At 59.0% G+C, this 17242-nt stretch carries 15 protein-coding genes and 1 pseudogene; 7 read left to right on the forward strand and 9 right to left on the reverse strand.

Annotation, left to right across the window (positions count from 1 at the left end):
- The first annotated feature begins 55 nt into the window (after window positions 1-55).
- Window positions 56-982: a metallophosphoesterase family protein gene (locus IEX27_RS13030; RefSeq protein ID WP_188721489.1), complete on the forward strand. Its 927-nt coding sequence runs from the start codon at window positions 56-58 to the stop codon at window positions 980-982.
- A 4-nt stretch (window positions 983-986) separates the two neighbouring features.
- Here IEX27_RS13030 and IEX27_RS13035 read toward each other — a convergent pair whose 3' ends face one another.
- From IEX27_RS13035 to IEX27_RS13055, 5 genes are all read right to left on the reverse strand, one after another.
- The gene (locus IEX27_RS13035) at window positions 987-1586 is read right to left on the reverse strand and encodes a hypothetical protein (protein WP_188721490.1); all 600 of its coding nucleotides are present in this window, start codon (window positions 1584-1586) and stop codon (window positions 987-989) included.
- A gap of 98 nt (window positions 1587-1684) precedes the next feature.
- On the reverse strand, window positions 1685-2452 hold the full coding sequence (locus IEX27_RS13040; RefSeq protein ID WP_188721491.1) for an alpha/beta fold hydrolase: 768 nt from the start codon (window positions 2450-2452) through the stop codon (window positions 1685-1687).
- A gap of 52 nt (window positions 2453-2504) precedes the next feature.
- A complete protein-coding gene (gene leuA, locus IEX27_RS13045) occupies window positions 2505-4169 on the reverse strand; it encodes a 2-isopropylmalate synthase (protein ID WP_188721550.1) in 1665 nt (554 codons plus the stop codon).
- 384 nt (window positions 4170-4553) lie between these two features.
- Window positions 4554-4790, reverse strand: coding sequence for a hypothetical protein (locus IEX27_RS13050; protein WP_188721492.1), 237 nt, complete (start codon window positions 4788-4790; stop codon window positions 4554-4556).
- Window positions 4790-5110 (reverse strand): hypothetical protein, encoded by a 321-nt coding sequence (locus tag IEX27_RS13055; protein WP_188721493.1) that lies wholly within the window; start codon window positions 5108-5110, stop codon window positions 4790-4792. The genes IEX27_RS13050 and IEX27_RS13055 overlap by 1 nt, the downstream gene beginning before the upstream one ends.
- A gap of 170 nt (window positions 5111-5280) precedes the next feature.
- On the opposite strand from IEX27_RS13055, the gene IEX27_RS13060 reads away from it, so the two are divergent.
- Both IEX27_RS13060 and IEX27_RS13065 read left to right on the forward strand, forming a co-directional pair.
- Window positions 5281-5682: a YciI family protein gene (locus IEX27_RS13060; protein WP_188721494.1), complete on the forward strand. Its 402-nt coding sequence runs from the start codon at window positions 5281-5283 to the stop codon at window positions 5680-5682.
- 87 nt (window positions 5683-5769) lie between these two features.
- The gene (locus IEX27_RS13065) at window positions 5770-6204 is read left to right on the forward strand and encodes a hypothetical protein (protein ID WP_188721495.1); all 435 of its coding nucleotides are present in this window, start codon (window positions 5770-5772) and stop codon (window positions 6202-6204) included.
- A 6-nt stretch (window positions 6205-6210) separates the two neighbouring features.
- On the opposite strand, the gene IEX27_RS13070 is transcribed toward IEX27_RS13065, so the two are convergent.
- From IEX27_RS13070 to IEX27_RS13080, 3 genes are all read right to left on the reverse strand, one after another.
- On the reverse strand, window positions 6211-7089 hold the full coding sequence (locus tag IEX27_RS13070) for a cation diffusion facilitator family transporter (RefSeq protein WP_188721496.1): 879 nt from the start codon (window positions 7087-7089) through the stop codon (window positions 6211-6213).
- Window positions 7090-7285: 196 nt separating this feature from the next.
- Window positions 7286-9475: an anthranilate synthase gene (locus IEX27_RS13075; RefSeq protein WP_188721497.1), complete on the reverse strand. Its 2190-nt coding sequence runs from the start codon at window positions 9473-9475 to the stop codon at window positions 7286-7288.
- A gap of 212 nt (window positions 9476-9687) precedes the next feature.
- Window positions 9688-10428, reverse strand: coding sequence for a phosphatase PAP2 family protein (locus IEX27_RS13080; RefSeq protein WP_188721498.1), 741 nt, complete (start codon window positions 10426-10428; stop codon window positions 9688-9690).
- 321 nt (window positions 10429-10749) lie between these two features.
- Between IEX27_RS13080 and rnk the strand changes: the two genes are divergently transcribed.
- From rnk to IEX27_RS13100, 4 genes and pseudogenes are all read left to right on the forward strand, one after another.
- A complete protein-coding gene (rnk, locus tag IEX27_RS13085) occupies window positions 10750-11178 on the forward strand; it encodes a nucleoside diphosphate kinase regulator (RefSeq protein ID WP_188721499.1) in 429 nt (142 codons plus the stop codon).
- Window positions 11179-11465: 287 nt separating this feature from the next.
- A complete protein-coding gene (locus IEX27_RS13090; RefSeq protein ID WP_188721500.1) occupies window positions 11466-12251 on the forward strand; it encodes a C1 family peptidase in 786 nt (261 codons plus the stop codon).
- A 10-nt stretch (window positions 12252-12261) separates the two neighbouring features.
- Complete coding sequence (locus IEX27_RS13095) at window positions 12262-13914, forward strand: outer membrane protein assembly factor BamB family protein (RefSeq protein WP_188721501.1); 1653 nt, start codon at window positions 12262-12264, stop codon at window positions 13912-13914.
- Window positions 13911-15587, forward strand: a pseudogene (locus IEX27_RS13100) (ATP-binding cassette domain-containing protein). Before IEX27_RS13095 ends, IEX27_RS13100 begins: the two are co-directional and overlap by 4 nt.
- Here IEX27_RS13100 and IEX27_RS13110 read toward each other — a convergent pair.
- Complete coding sequence (locus IEX27_RS13110) at window positions 15566-17242, reverse strand: formate--tetrahydrofolate ligase (RefSeq protein ID WP_188721503.1); 1677 nt, start codon at window positions 17240-17242, stop codon at window positions 15566-15568. The pseudogene IEX27_RS13100 and the gene IEX27_RS13110 overlap by 22 nt on opposite strands.

Below are 17242 nucleotides of genomic sequence, written 5' to 3' on the forward strand. Positions count from 1 at the left end.
GTCATTGCGGCAAAATTCGATTCCGATTTTCGTGGCACTGCTATAGACAGGACAGATGTTCAGACTAGCGCATTTTTCCGACATTCACCTTGGCCCGCTTCCTGACGTGCGGCTGCGGGACCTCGTCTCGAAACGCATCACGGGCTACATCAACTGGCACCGCCACCGGAAAATCGCGCTCGACAATGGCATCATCGACAGCCTGAGCGACGACATGCTGGCCGCCAAGCCGGACCACATCGCGCTCTCGGGCGACCTCGTGAACCTCGGCCTCAACAAGGAAATCGAGATGGCGGCCATCTGGCTGCAGGGGCTGGGGTCCCCCGACAATGTCTCCGTCGTGCCCGGCAATCACGATGCCTATGTGCGCGGGTCGCTCCGCCGATCCTGCGAGGCCTGGGGGCCATACATGACAGGCGACGGCGTCAGCGATCCGGTGCGGCCGGACAGTTTTCCTTACCTCAGGGTGCGGGGGCCGATGGCGCTGATCGGGCTTTCGTCAGCCAGGGCGACTGCCCCCTTCATGGCAAGCGGTTATTTCCGTGAGCGGCAGGCGAAGGCCACGGCAACGCTCCTCGACCAGACTCGCGAACTCGGTCTCTTCCGCGTGCTGATGATCCACCATCCGCCCGTCCATGGCTCCACGAGCCCGCACAAGCGGCTCTTCGGCATCACACGGTTTCAGAAGATGGTGTGGGAGCATGGCGCGGACCTCATCCTCCATGGCCACACCCATTTGCCTACCATCCACTATATGACCGGTCCGGGCGGCACCCAGATCCCTGTGGTAGGCGTCGCTGCCGCCGGTCAGGCACACGGGTCGGCCAAGCCGCCCGCGCACTACAATCTCTTCGAGATTGACGGCAGGGCTGGAGCCTGGGACGTGCAGCTGACCCGTCGCGGATCGGTGATCCCCGGTGGCGAAATCGTGGAACTGTCGCGGCAGACAATCATCGCGCCAGGCCAGGCTGCAGCTGGCTGACGCTTCAGAACACTCTCTGCATCACCCGCGCGAACTCATCCGAGAGCACCAGGAAGATCAGCCCTGCTCCGATCACCGCTCCTGTCAGCAGCGCCAGTAGACCTTTCCAGAAGCTGCCGGCAGTAGATGCGTCACCTTCCCGACGGGGAAGCTTCTGCGCACCACGCGGCAACGGAAGGACATCACCGTCGATCATCCGCTGACGCTCGACCATTCGTTCAGCAATGTAGAGGGTGACCTGATCCACGACCGTCTGCAGATCGGCAGTCTCAGCCAGCACAACCCGGCCCAAGCGGGTGTCGCGGACGAAGCGGTAGGTGCGGCGATCCCGGCCGAGCGCTACGTGGGCAACGGCATCGATCCATAGACGCGGCTGTTCCCCGTTCGAAATGACAAAATCGAAGGAAGGATCGTCGGCCGGCACCTCGGCGAAAACCGGCTCAAGCTCGTGGGCGAGCATTTCCAGACGTGTTCGACTTGCTTCGCGTATGTCGACCACCACATCCGCCTTGTCGGCGGCGATGTTCTTGACGTCGCGAATGGCGTCGGCAAGGCGGCGCCCCTTTGGCGCATCCTGCAGGAGACTGCGGCCTGCGTCACTCATACGATAAACTCCACGCGGCATGCACAAGGATAGTTAGCACGAGATAGAGGCAAAGACATTACCCCACTGTGCTGTACGTGGCACTGGTCAGCGCGAAGTCAATCGCGGGTGATGATGCTCGCCATCGCTTCCGGTGCTTCCAGCGGCAGCATGTGCCCGCAGCCGGATTGCCGTACGAGATGAAAAGATGCGGGGGCGCCTTCCGCCTGAACGAACGGAAGCACCGGATCAAGTTCGCCCCAGACGAGCGTGACGGGCATGGATAGAGAAGCCAGCTGCTCAGGCGTGAATGCACCTTGCCGCCCATTCCGCACGATGCGTGAGAGCAGAACCTTGAGCGCATCCAATTGTCCGGGGACCGCCCGTTCGGCTGCCATCTGCCTGATTGCGGAGCCTGGCGGCACGAAATCCGGCGTCGCCATTGCCCGCAGGCTTGACGCTATTTCCTCGGCTGAAGCGGCATGAGCCAGATCTTTCAGCAGTGCGGCATTGATTTCCGGCCCGAAACCACCAGGGCCCAGAAGCGTCAACCGTGAGATACGTTGCGGCTGGAAGAGCCCCATGAGAACCGCCACCGCGCCGCCAAGCGAGTGTCCCACCACATGAGCATGGCTCACGCCTCTCTGCTCCAGGTCGGCGAGTATCAGTTTGGCAAACTGCGGGGCGGCACCCTCACCAAGCGCTTCTAACGACTGCCCGTGCCCCGGCAGATCATAAGCAAGAATATGGTCGGAAGGGTCGAGAAACGTTCGCACCTCATCCCATATATGGTGGCTGCCGCCAAACCCATGCAGCAAAACGAGGGCCGAAGGGCCCTCGCCTGTTTCATCCGCGAAAAGGTTTACGCTGTCCATGGGATTGACCATCGTGCCGCTCTCCTCTCGTCACGGCATTCAACCTCACCCGGACGATCAGCGATCAGCTGATGACGCGGTTCGCCGCCGAGACCACAGCTTCCAGCGACGCGGTCACGATGTTGGTGTTGATGCCAACGCCGAAGAGCTTGCCGTTCGGATGCTCGACTTCCATGTAGCAGATCGCGGCAGCGTCAGCACCCTTCTGCAGTGAGTGCTCGGAGTAGTCGACAACCGTCATCGGGATGCCGACGTACTGCGAAAGCGCATTGACGAAGCCGTCGATCGGGCCGGTGCCATGGCCGGAGATCTTCACTTCCTTGCCATTGTCCAGAATGTGAGCCTCAACGACGCGACGACCCCTCACCTCGGTGTCCGGGAAGGTCTGATGATCCACGAACTTCAGGCGACCGCTCGGCTGCTTGACGTAGAGATCCAGGAAGCGCTCGTAGATCTGGCGCGACGGCAGTTCCTTGCCCTCGGCGTCGGCGATCGCCTGGATATCTTCGCGGAATTCGATCTGCAGGTTGCGCGGCAGGTTCAGACCGTAGTCAGCCTGCAGGATGTAAGCGATGCCGCCTTTGCCAGACTGCGAGTTGATGCGGATGATCGCCTCGTAGGTGCGGCCAACGTCCTGCGGATCAATCGGCAGGTACGGAACTTCCCACTGCTCCTTGTTGGAGGTGGAGATCGCCTTCATCCCCTTGTTGATCGCGTCCTGGTGCGATCCGGAGAATGCCGTGTAGACCAGTTCGCCAACATAGGGGTGACGCTCGGGGATCCGCAGCTGGTTGGAGTACTCGTAGACTTCCTTCATCCGGTTGATGTCGCGGCAGTCGAGCTCAGGATCCACGCCCTGCGTGTACATGTTCAGGGCCAGCGTGACGATGTCGACGTTGCCAGTGCGCTCGCCGTTGCCGAACAATGTGCCTTCCACGCGGTCCGCGCCTGCCATCAGGGCGAGCTCGGTCGCGGCAACGCCCGTGCCACGGTCATTATGCGGATGCACCGACATGATGACGGAGTCGCGACGGTCGATGTTGCGGCACATCCATTCGATCTGATCGGCATAGATGTTCGGTGTCGACATCTCGACCGTCGCCGGCAGGTTGAGGATCAGCTTGTTCTCGGGCGTCGGATTGATGATCTCGATAACAGCGTTGCTGATCTCCAGCGCCACCTCGAGCTCGGTACCAGTAAAGCTCTCCGGCGAATATTCGAAGCGGTAGCCACCGCCGGCCTTGGCGGCCATGTCGGTGATCATCTTGGCTGCATCAGTGGCGATTTCCTTGATGCCGGCCACGTCCTTGGCGAAAACAACGCGACGCTGCAACTCGCTCGTGGAGTTGTAGAAATGCACGATGGGGTTCTTCGCGCCTTCCAGAGCCTCAAAGGTCTGGGTGATCAGCTCCGGGCGGCACTGGACCAGCACCTGGAGCGAGACATCGTCCGGCACATTGGCTTCTTCGATGCACCAGCGGGCAAAGTCGAAGTCAGTCTGCGAGGCAGACGGGAAGCCGATTTCGATTTCCTTGAAGCCCATGTCGAGCAGCAGCGCGAACATGCGAGCCTTGCGGTCGTGTCCCATGGGATCAACCAGGGCCTGATTGCCGTCGCGCAGATCAACCGAACACCAGATCGGCGCCTTTTCGATGCGCTTCGAGGGCCAGGTGCGATCCGGCAGGTTTACGAACGGATAGGGCTGGTACTTGCGGCTTGCATCGTCCATCCCCTTACGACCGAACTGGGGATGCTGGTTCTTCACGTCCATTTAGCTTCACTCCTGGCGGGTACTCACCCGCGTCTCCAAATCTGCAATAGCTTTGATGATTCGATGAAGGAGCGTTGCCACACCGGCGTTCGATCGCCGGGCGCTCCTTCAGCGGACCCGGCGATCGCCGATAAGGCCGAGAAGAAGCGGAGAAAGCAGGAACGTGGCTGCAGCAGTTGTTGCGGCAGCAGGAGAGAACCCGTCTTTGCGATCCTGAATAATCATGGAAGTTTGATAGCGAAGCGAATTGTCAGACGCAAGTTTTTTTCGCTAGCCTGGTGAAGCCTGATCACCTCAGAATGCGGAGCGGCAGGAGCATGCGAACCTCACCCCTGCGTAGCTTCAAACGTCCGCATGGTGAGCTGCAGTCCTGGCAGCCTGACGTTTCCTGACAGCTTCAGCCTTGCGGTGGGCTTGTAGCGTTTCGAGCAGATCTGCGCGTTCTTTCTCGAGAGTATCCAGGTTGGCGTATATGCGCCGGAACTCACGGCGATGGCGTAGCAACACCACACGGAAAAAACAGAGCACGCCGACAAGGAACAGGAGTTGAATGACAAAATATTCCCATCCCTGAGGCATCATCCTGCTCCGTTTCGATAGCCGAAAGCCGCTTCGATCTCATTCTCCGCCCAGAAATATAGCAACGCGGGCGTAGCCAGGCAAATCAACACACTGACAAGGATGAGCCCGACGCTCACCTGAAGCTCCCCGAAGAACCAACCGAGGATCGGGGCCACCACTCCGCCTGCGAAAATTGCAGATCCACATCCTGCGAGGAACGTTGTGAAAGTCTTTGCAACTTCTATTCTCGCCTCCAGCCAACGCCGCTCTGCCTCTATCTCCGCTTCTGCGGCAGCCAACGCTTTCACCGCAGCATCCAGATTCGTTGGTTCGCTCATGATGCGCCCCTCCCCGGTGGAGACTAGCCGGAGGTTGTGTCGACACGCAACTGTCGGTTGATTTTCACAACATTCAGACTTGCCGATGTCGGATTGCTGGGATCAAGATCGTCCTGAGGTGGAAGTTCATTCTGATAGCTTTGGACGTTTGAACGGATCAGGAGGAAAAAATGCAGTTCATGATGCTGATGATCCCGGGTGGTTATGAAAATGCCGAGCCAGGAACCATGCCGCCTGCAGACGGCGTCGACGCAATGATGAAATATAACGAGGAACTGCAGAAGGCGGGGATCCTCAAGGATCTCAACGGGCTGCATCCGCCATCAATGGGCGCCCGCGTGTCCTTCGCAACCGGCTCGCCGGTTGTCACGGATGGACCATTCGCAGAGGTCAAGGAGGTGCTCGGCGGCTACTGGGTGATCGAAGTGGGTTCTCTGCAGGAAGCAATCGAATGGGCGAAAAAGTGCCCGGCGAGTCCTAACGAGACCATTGAGATCCGCCAGATCATGGGCGAAGAAGACTTCTCAGAAGAAATTCGTAAGGTTGTGCGGAAGTATCCGGACGTGATGTGAGGCTCAGCCTCAAATATTGCACGCGCTCAAGGAATCTGTACATCATTTTGAGCCCGCTTCAGCGGGCTCAAAATGATGGGGAGGCTAATGCCAAAAACTGAGCAAGGTGTTGTAGATGCGGTTGAGATTTGGCTGAACAACAACGGCTTCAAGGACATCAAAGCTCTTCCAGCAGGAAAGCGTGGCTATGACATAAAGGCTCAAAACCTGAAGACTGGAGAGCGCTGGTTGATCGAAGCAAAGGGCGGCGCGCACGATGGATCCGATACTTCCAATGCATCATGGGGAAGAGTTGGAGCAGCTTTCGAAATGGCAGCTGGCTGGAGGTTCGAGAAAGGGATTGAAGCAGAGCGATTCGCCATTGCCGTCCCAAAATCTAAGTGGTTCGACCGGCACCTGGACCGTATCCGTCCCGCACTCAGGTATCTTGGAATATCGACATTCCAAGTATCCGATGACGGAACGGTGGAATTTATCGACAATCAGCCTTCTCAAGTGGTGCCCCACGCCGTAACGGCGTGAGGGTGGCTAGACGTGCTTCGCCTTGTATTCAGGCTCGACGTGTATCGTCACCCGTGCGCCCGGCAGCTGGTCCTCAAGAGTGTCCTCGATACGATCGCAGATGTCGTGGGATTCCTCCACGGTCATGTCCGACGGGACAACAAGGTGGAACTCGATGAACCGAGCGCGACCGGCTTCACGCGTCCTGAGGTCGTGAAATTCGAGGGCCCCCGCACTCGTCTCGCGGATTATGCGCTCGACCAGTTCACGATCTTCAGGTTCCATGGCCGCGTCCATCAGGCCCTGGATCGATGACATGACGATCCGCGATCCATGGACGACAATGCTGACCGCCATGACAATGGCGAGGACCGGGTCAAGCCACAACCACCCGGTCAAAAGCGCCAGCATCAGGCCTGCGATGACGCCGACTGAGGTGAAAACGTCAGTCCAGAGATGACGCCCGTCGGCAACGAGCGCCGGCGAACGCGCCTTGCGACCCAACCGTATCAGCACAGAGCCCCAAATCCCGTTGGCTGCGCTCGCGAGAACACTCATCGCAATTCCGTAGAGCGGCGCATCAAGGGTACGTGGGTTGTTGAAGGCTTCGATCGCCTCGCGAGCAATCAGCACCGCCGCGATCAGGATGAGAATGCCTTCGATGACAGCGGAGATATACTCAGCCTTGAAGTGGCCGAACGGATGGGAATCGTCAGCCGGCTTCGCTGCCAAACGGATGGCATAGAATACCATCAGCGAGGCCACGACGTTGACGATCGATTCCAGCGCGTCCGAGAGGAGCGCCACGGAACCCGTGAGCTGCCAGGCCAGCACTTTCAGCGCGAGGACCGCAACCCCAACAAATATCGTCCAGAAGGACAGGCGACGAACCGTCCTGGCTGACATTTAGCACTGTCCTTCTTCTATTCCACGGAACTGGGGCCCGCTAAGACCGCGGGGGCGTTTTCTGTGTTTAACAGATTCCTGAAAGATCGGGCTTCTAAACGTCACACACTGAACGCGCAACCCCAAATAATGAAGGCGACCCCGGCGAAATCTGCAAGGCTCACTGCAGATCCACCAGGGCCGCCTCTTATCAGTCTCAGGCCGCCCGCACCTTCACCTTGCGGGGTAGATGGGCCACCACATTCTCGATCATTCGCATGCCTGCATCATGACCGAGGGTCATGATCGACTCGGGATGGAACTGGACGGCAGCAATGGGCTCCTTGGCGTGCTCAATGCCCATGATGACACCATCGTCGGTCTCGGCCGTGATGTTGAATTCCTTCGGCAGCGACACCGGATCGGCAAAGATCGAGTGGTAGCGACCGACAGTCACCTCCTGAGCGAGGCCAGAGAAGACAAGGCTCTTGTTGTCGACGCGGATGCGTGACGGCTTGCCGTGAACCGGCTCATGCAGCTGACGCAGCTCGCCGCCATAGGCAACGGCAAGAGCCTGCAGGCCAAGACAGACACCGAAGATCGGCAGGTCGCGGCTGCGCGCCTTGCGGATGGTCGCCGTGCAGTCAAAATCCTGCGGCGAACCGGGTCCGGGCGAAAGCACCACCAGATCCGGCTGCAGGCGGTCGAACAGTTCCTCGGCAACAGGCGTGCGGACGGTCGTTACCTTCGCACCAGTCTGGCGGAAATAGTTCGCCAGCGTGTGGACAAAGGAGTCCTCGTGGTCGACCAGGAGGATGTTGACCCCCTCGCCTACGCGGTTGGCTGCGCGAGCCTCTGCCTTCACGTTGCTCTTGCCGGCATCACGGATAGCCGAAAGCATGGCGGAAGCCTTCAGCTCCGTCTCAGCTTCTTCCTCTGCTCCATCAGAATCCATCAGCAGAGTCGCACCGGCGCGGACTTCGGCAATACCATCCTTGATACGAATGGTGCGCAGCGTGAGCCCGGTGTTCAGATCGCCATTGAAGTGGACCATACCAACGGCACCGCCGTACCAGGCGCGCGGGCTCTTCTCGTGCTCTTCGATGAAGCGCATTGCCCATAGCTTCGGAGCGCCGGTCACGGTGACGGCCCAGGCGTGGCTCAGAAACGCGTCATACGCGTCCATACCTTCGCGCAGACGGCCCTCGATGTGGTCCACCGTGTGGATCAGGCGCGAATACATCTCGATCTGACGGCGACCGATCACGCGGACCGAACCTGGCTCGCAGACACGGCTCTTGTCGTTGCGGTCGACGTCGGAGCACATCGTGAGCTCGGCCTCGTCCTTCTTGGAATTCAAGAGCTTGAGGATCTGCTCGGAATCGGCAATCGCATCCTCGCCGCGCTTGATGGTGCCGGAAATCGGACAGGTCTCAACGCGCCGACCATTGACGCGGACGAACATCTCCGGCGATGCGCCGATCAGGTATTCATTTTCACCCAGGTTGATGAAGAACGAATAGGGAGACGGGTTGATCTCCTTCAGACGGCGCGAGATTGCGGAAGGCTTGTTCTCGCAACGCTCGAAGAACATCTGGCCGGGCACGACCTCGAACAGATCGCCGCGTCGGAAGCTTTCCTTCGCCTTCTCGACCAGCTTCGCATATTCGCCCGGGCGATGGTCGCCACGTGGCGGGATCTGGTCAGACGGCGTGAAGGGCTGCTCCCTGATCTCACGCGCAATGCCTTCAGTCGTGAAACCTTCGCCGGCGAACTCATAGCGGTCGCGCCATGCGGAGACATTGTAGTGGTCAACGACGAGGATCTCGTCAGGGATGTAGAGCACAACGTCCCGCTGGCTGGCGGGACGATCAAGGTGAAGCCTGACCGGGTCAAACTGGAAGGCGAGATCGTAGCCGAAGGCGCCGTAGAGGCCGAGATTGCTGTCGTTGTCAGTCCGGAAGAGATCGGTGATGGCGCGCAGGACGGTAAAGACGGAGGGAGCGCGGGAGCGTTCTTCTTCGGTGAGAATGCCTTCCGGCTCGGCAACGGTGAGCTCGAACCTGGTGGAAGAGCGCGTGGAGATCGTGACGACCGGGAGAGCTTCGACTGCGCCGAGGAGCGCGGGAAGCATCACCTCGCCTCGCCGGTTCAGCGCCTCGATCTTCATGGCGCGGCCACGGGAAGAGATGACTACCGGCGGATCGACAATCGCCGTGTCCCAGCGGGTATAGCGGCCCGGATACTCGTAATTGGACGAGAACACCGCACCACGGCGGGTGTCGAGCGCGTCCACACAGGCATCGATCGCAGAGGCGTAGTCAACGCTGTGGCGCGACCGCAGGATGGTCACACCGCCTTTGGTTACAAAGCGCTCGGACCCATCCGGCAATACTTCAACAGTCATCATGTTCTCCCTTCCTGTGGCGCTACCAGGAAGCCGATAAGAAAATGGCCGCCTGGTTCAACACCAGCGGCCAGTCTTCTAAACGATGCGCAAACGATCGCGTGGCCGCTGTCTAGCGAGCCCACCACCAACCAAGATTTGCGATCATCGTCTTCATGGCAAAATCCATAGCTTCGATTGACCGCGCGCGCAACAGATTTGAGCAGACGGAGCTACAGATCGCCATTCTCGCGCTTCGACGCCCTCTGGAGGAAGGCAACCACCAGCCAGAGGAAACAGGCCCAGGCGATGCCCAGGGCCCAGCCAGCGATGACGTCGCTCGGCCAATGCACACCCAGGAAGATGCGGCTGACGCCCACCAGTAACGAGATCAGCACCGCCATGACCACCACATAGACACGCACCCGGAAATCCTGGAAGAAGCGCACCACGAGAGCGGCAAGCGTCAGATAGATCACCGTGCTCATCATCGCATGGCCGCTCGGGAAGCTTGCCGTGTGCACCGTATCAAGATGTTCGACCAGATCCGGTCGGGGCCGGTCGTAGAACTGCTTCAACAGGTGCGAGATCAACCATCCGAACCAGACCGAGACAAAAGTGAAGAGGGCCGGACCGTAGCGGCGCGTGATCAGCAGCAGCCCCAGCACTGCAACCAGAGTTAGAATGATTACCGGGTAGCCGCCGAGCGCCGTAAACTCCACCATGGTCTCCTGCAGCCATGCCGGGCCCCGGATGGCGGCAGGGTTGGCGCTGTCGCGGAAAAGCAGGAGAAGCCACTCGTCAAACTCGCGGATTTCCCCTTCCGCGACCTCATCGGCGATCGCAAGAAATACATAGAGGCCAAAGGCCAGCAGGCCAAAAATGATGGCTGGCGCAAGTGCTTCCCTGCGGGCGATCATGCCCTTCAGCAGATGACGAAAGCGATTTTCCCGCAACTCTTCCTTGTATCGCATGCTTGCTGCTTGTACCTTTGCCCGAAAGATTTTTATCTGCCCGTCTTACCGTTGCATTATCCAGAAGAGTGTTGAAGCTATTCTTGACAAGAATGCCTTCGTGCACCACCTTGGCGACATGACTATGATTGCAATGCAGTATCAGTTCCGTTTCAGGGTGTGTCCGATCGCCGGACACTGACCCCGGGGTTCGGCGTGCGCCTCCGAACCACGGGGCGCATTTGGTAATCGCCGAAGTAACTGTAGCGGCAATTCCCATCTTCCCAACAGGCGCATCAATCCATTCCATTACCGGATGTTCCGGCATAGCGAGTCTAACTGATGCAGAAGAAGCCCGGGCCTAAGCCCAGAATTACACTTTCGAGAACTGATCACGACCGTCTGCTTGGTCTCGCGGAGGCCATGGAGGCCCGCAATCCAACGTTTTCGGAGACCATGATCGCGGAACTTGAACGTGCGAATGTCGTCGAGGACAAAGCTCTTCCCGCGAAAGTTATTCGTATGGGCTCCACGCTGTCTTACACGGCCGATGATGGCGAACCCCAGAAGGTCACGCTCGTGTTTCCTGTGGAAGCGGATATCGAGAAGGGCAAGATTTCGGTGACCACGCCCGTCGGTACGGCTCTGATCGGCCTTTCGGCTGGACAGTCCATCGACTGGACCGATCGTGGCGGCAAGTCTCACCGGCTGAAGGTCATCGCCGTTCATCCGGAGGGCGTAAAGGAACCGACGGAAGCTGTCGCAAGGTAACATAACCAAGCTCTGGATCGTTTCGGCGTCCTCCGTGGAAGCGGTCCAAGTCTCTATTCATGCAATTCGGCAGGAGTGGCATACGCCTTCCTGCGCCGGCTGAGTCCACTCGCCGTTTAAACTCCCGGCCCCTCTGAAACGCGAGATTGTTCACGCCATGATTTAAATACAATATCGTATTTATTATAGATTTTCTGTATTTTACTTATTTTCTTATTTTATTGATGGGAATTTAGCTTCGTGCTTACATGCTTTGCGTTGATTCTTTACTTCGAAAGAAAAATTAAATGCACAATAATATTGATATCTTTATTGAAGACGGCATCAGGCTTTCTCCTGTCGAGATCACCCATCAGGGGCTGGCAAGCATCCTTTGCTACGACCCCTTCCTGCCCCGCTGCATCGAAGGCATTAAGCTGAACCTCCTCGCAGGCCTTCCATCGCTGGTTCGTCTGCACGCCGGCGCCAATTACCCGACTCCCAGTGAGTACAGGTATCAGGTCGATCTTGAAGGTCATGCGGTGTTGATCGTCGGGTTTGACGACGTGAAACGGGCATTTTCCGTCGTGGATCCCTACAGGCGGTGTTCCGACGAAAGTATTGAGAAGACATGGCTTCCGTATGAGGACCTGACCATTGCCATGGTGGATTGCTCATCCGGAAACCAGACCGTTCCGCCGAACCTCAAAATTGAGGCCGCCGTTTCCAATTGCGGTTCGACCCTCCAGATCCACGCTGGCATTCCTCTTCCCTTCGGCCCGGTGATGGACCTGGACAACCTTCACCTCTCGGGCGCCACCCTTGAAGTGCAATTCCACGAAGCGAACCGGAGCATAACGCGCCTTCTGACCAATCCCGCCACCGCTCGCATTGGCGAGCACTTCTCCTTCCAAACCGAGATCCCTCGGGACATCGCCCCAGATGCTACCGTCGACGTTCAGGTTTCAGCGACCATCGGGGGGACGCGCCCCTACGCGTACAATGCACGGGTCGGGACGCGCCACCGCTATCTGGGTGGCATCGCAACACAGGGCAGTGAATCCAATCACCGGCCAGACTGCCAACTAGCCTGAGGAGATATCCATGTTTGATCGGTTCCTGGTTGCCGACAAGTCTGTCGGCAGACTGGACCTTCGTTGGTCCGTCCCGTTCCCCGCGCTCGTGCGCGTACCCGTGTTCTCGCCCGACGGTAGCGGCTACATCGTCTGTTATGCTGAGAAGACACGGAGCTACATCCTGCAGAAGTTCGCTCCCGACAGCGGTGAGCTGGAATGGAGCACTCAGCTACATAACGGTGGATATGGTGCAATCGCGGCCGGCGATCAGTGCATAGCCGTGCCGACTGGCTTTACCGACATTACCGGGGTGCACAGCGCATCCGGAAGAATCCTCTGGAAGTATCGCTCGTCGAGTCGAGTGAGATCTCCCGTCGCGTTCACCGGAAACCACTTCATTGCTTCGAGTGGAGACACCCTCTTCAAGCTGAATGAGCTTGGAGAGGAGTGCGCCAGAACCACCCCGAACGATTGCTTCTTCTATGGGTTGCCCCGGGAGCAGGGGCGTATTGTCTATAGCCTTTGTGCCGTCACCGGTGATTTCGGCTTTTCACAACTACACCTGTGCGCGATGGATTGGCTAGACGGCCTGATCTGGACAACTTCACTCTCGGACGGACATGTGGTCAGTTCGGATACATCGGGCTTCGCCATGACCGACGACCGCCTGTATGCGACGGCAGGCCAATCCATCTCCTGTCTTGATCGGGCAAGCGGCACGCTTCTCTGGTCAGCAACCTTCCCATCCATCGTGGGAAGGCACATGCCCATCCTTCACAGGGATAGGATTCTCGTTGGATCACTAAGCGGTCAGCTAGCATGCCTTGACGCCGCTACCGGCAAAATACGGTGGACCTTTGCCGGGCAGACGATGGTGACATCACCCCCATCGATCGTGGGGGACACAGTGCTGGTCACCGTCGATGGACACCTCTGCCTCCTTGCGATCAAGGACGGACGCGAGATCCACCGCGTCCCGATCGGCCATGCGCCCTATAGTGCCGTCGCGATAAGGAATGGGACGGCCTTTGTGGGCGCAGGCGACCCTCCTTATTTCGGTGGGCTGTTCGCCTTTGACATGCTGCCGGTAGACCACAAGGAGCCAGATTACATCACCGCGGCAAGCTCTGTATGCGAGTATTTGGACGAGGCGCGCTGCCTCATCCGGCTGGATGTTCGCAACTGCGTTGAGGAAATCGAAAATGTGGAGATCGACGCTGCGGTGATCCTCGGTACGGGCAATCAGAGCCAGGCTCTCCAGCCGGATCGGCGCGTAGGCACCGGTTTCTTCTTTGCGATTAAACCGAGCAAGTTTCTCGTCAACGGATGTTATTGCCTTCCCGTGAAAATCCTGTTGCGGAACGGGGCGCCTGTCCATCGAACGATATCTGTAGCATTGGATATGGTCTCACCCAGAGTATCAAAGTTTGAACTGGGTGGGTTCGATCCTGTCGGTCAAACGCACTATCTGCACAGCGGGGCAGCGGTCGCGCAGATGATCCAACACCGCTTTGCACAATCGATCACCCCTCAGGCCCGCTTTCGCGAGATGGTCGACTATGTGCGGGAACGGGCTGACTATGAACCGTTCAATCTCTGGCGGCTCGTTTTCCAAAGGGTTTTCATGGCCGGCGTGGCGGATGTGCGAAACCTGCCCGAATACAAGAACGAGCGTGCATGAAGCGGACACTTGCGTTCGCCGGAGACCTGTTGCGCAAGAGGAGGGGCATCGGTCTTGCCCTCCTCTGCCTGTTCACCTCAGCTCTTTCGATCTGCGTGATCCTGCTCCAGCCCGCACTCATTTCCGCCTTCCTGCGTGGTCTAGGGCATCGGCAGGAGGTGGTAACCTACCTTGTCGTGACGCTGCTCGCTGCTCCGCTTGCCATCCATGCCAGCGCGTGCGCGAACAATGCGCTGCTACAGCACATTCGCGGCGCAAGCAAAGAGCGACTGTTCGACTTCATCATCCGAAAGCCACTCTCCTTTTTCCAGAAGCGGAATGAAGGCTGGATCGAGTCGAGCATCTCGATCGGCTCGCATTCAACGCGGACATTGGTCCACGAAACGATTGCCATCCTTTCGCGCCTGATCTTCCTGATCGGGGCCGCAGCCCTGCTCACCTTCTGGGTGGGTCCGGTATTCGGCGCATCCTTCCTCGGCGTGCTGCTCCTCTACCTCTGGCTCTCGTTCAGGCTGTTTGGGCGCAATGCAAACCGGGTGCAGCAAGCGGTGCAGCAGACGTCTGTCGTTTCAGCGCAAATTGCGGATGCGATCGCAAACGTCGCCACCATCCAGCAATGCAACAGCTTTGACCACGAACGAAAGCGGCTGGATGAATTTCTTGCACGGGAGAAATCAACCTATAGCGCATCGCAAAGGGCGGTCGATCGCGCCGACGCGGTGCAGCGCCTGGCGCTGGCTACGGCGCTCGCGGTGTTTCTCATCGTAGCGCATAGCACTGTCCCCGGTAGTGACGGCTCCTTCGTGGCGATCTTCATCATCATGCTCCTTTCCTATGCACAGCTGGAAAGCACCGGTCGAGCACTCAACTCACTCTTTGAACACCAGCACCACCTCACGGCGATCCTTGAAGCGATCGATTATCGTCCGGGGAGCCGACCGCAACCTTCCCGGATCATCCAAGCAAGTTCGGACGTGGCGTCCGGGACCAGACCGCTCCCGCCGCTTATCCGGATTGAGGATGCAGGATTCGCCTACCAGCCTGCGCACCGTGTCCTCGACGCTATCAGCCTGAAAATTGAACCGGGTTCGCATCAGCTGATCCAAGGGACTAGCGGAAGTGGGAAAACCACACTGCTCAAGCTGCTGACCGGCCAATTGAAACCCTGCGCTGGAAGAGTCCTGCTTGAAGGCAGGGACGCGTGGTCGCTCACGCCGCAGGATAAGGCCGCGAGCCTTTGTGCCATTTCCCAAAGGCCAAGCCTTTTTGACCGATCACTCTTTGAGAACGTCGTCTATGGTCATTCGACCTCCGACCAGCGCCTGGTCATAGAGCTGCTCCGTGAGCTCGGGTTGAAAACACCACCCAGCCAAAGTGACAAGGAATGGTTGGCCATGACGCTCGGCAAGAATTGAGGCAGGCTAAGCGGCGGTGAGCGCCAAAGAGTCCTGATCGCGCGTGCCGTGCTTGCGGCGCGACCCGTGCTGGTGCTCGATGAAGCCACATCCGAACTCGACCCGGAAACCGAGAAGAAGGTGTTGGAAGTGATTCACGGGCGGTTGGCTGGCTGCACGATCATCGCCGTCAGCCACCATCCTCACGCCGAGCTTCGCGGCTATGCGACGTTCCGCTTGCCCGAGCGTTGTTTAGATCAGGAAAGCCCTTCCACGTAGCCGTCGGGCGAGAGGAATATGCGTTCGGCCGCAGGCACACGGGGTAGCCCTGGCATCGTCATCAGGTCGCCGCAGATAGCCACAACGAAGCCTGCGCCTGCGGAAAGCCGCACCTCGCGGATCGGGATGACGTGGCCAGTCGGTGCGCCGAGGACCGTCGGATCAGCCGAGAATGAGTATGGCGTCTTGGCCATGCAGACCGGCAGCTTGCCGTAGCCTTCCTCCTCCCAACGCTTGAGTTGCGCCTGGATCGTGTCACTCGCAACAACGCCCGCGCCGCGATAGATGCGTTTGACGACGGTCTCCATCTTCTCAAGCAAGGGCATGTCATCGACATAGAGCGGCGCGAAGTTCGATGCGCCGCCTTCGGCGAGCGCTGCCACCTTCTCGGCAAGCTCAACCGCACCAGCTGAGCCGTTCGCCCAGTGGCTGCAGACAATCGCTTCACCGCCAAGCGTGGCGACGTAGTTGCGGACGGCTTCGACTTCCGCATCCGTGTCGGAATGGAAGTGGTTGATGGCAACGACGAGCGGAACGCCGAACTGCTTCACGTTCTCGATGTGACGGCCGAGGTTCGGGCAGCCGGCGAGCACGGCCTTCACATTCTCGGTGCCGAGATCTTCCTTCTTCACGCCGCCGTTCATCTTGAGCGCGCGGATCGTAGCCACGATCACGGCTGCAGCGGGCTTCAGGCCAGCCTTGCGGCACTTGATGTCAAAGAACTTTTCCGCTCCGAGATCGGCGCCGAAACCCGCTTCCGTCACCACATAATCGGCGAGCTTCAGCGCCGTCGAGGTCGCGATCACGGAGTTGCAACCGTGGGCGATGTTGGCGAAGGGGCCGCCATGGACGAAGGCCGGGTTGTTCTCGATCGTCTGGACCAGGTTCGGTTGCAGCGCCTGACGAAGCAGCACGGCCATTGCCCCATCGGCCTTGAGGTCGCGGGCGTAGACCGGCGTCTTGTCGAAGCGGTAGCCGATGATGATGTTGCCGAGGCGCTGTTCGAGGTCGTGAAGGTCGCGAGCAAGGCAGAGGATCGCCATGATCTCGGAGGCCACGGTGATGTCGAAGCCGGTTTCACGGGGAAAGCCATTGCCGGTGCCGAGGCCCGCGACGATATCTCGAAGCGCACGGTCGTTCATGTCCATCACGCGGCGCCAGGTGATGCGGCGCGTGTCGATGCCGAGGCTGTTGCCCCAGTGGACATGGTTGTCGATCAGTGCTGACAGAAGATTATGCGCAGAGGTAATCGCGTGAAAATCGCCGGTGAAATGGAGGTTGATGTCCTCCATCGGGATCACCTGCGAATAGCCGCCGCCTGCCGCGCCGCCCTTCATGCCGAAGCTCGGGCCGAGTGACGGTTCACGCACACAGACGATCGCCTTCTTGCCGATCCGGTTCAGCGCATCGCCAAGGCCGATGGTGGTGGTCGTCTTCCCCTCGCCCGCAGGCGTCGGGTTGATCGCTGTTACGAGGATGAGCTTGCCGTTCTTCCGATCCGCCAGCGAGGAAATGAACTGGCTTGAAATCTTCGCCTTGTCGTGACCGAAGGGCAGCAGATGCTCCTCCGGAATGTCCAGCTTGGCGCCGATCTCCTGGATCGGCTTCCAGGACGCTTCCCGCGCGATTTCGATATCGGACTTCACTTGCGCCAT

It is taken from the genome of Nitratireductor aestuarii (assembly GCF_014641695.1).
GTDB classification, from domain to species: Bacteria; Pseudomonadota; Alphaproteobacteria; order Rhizobiales; family Rhizobiaceae; genus Chelativorans; species Chelativorans aestuarii.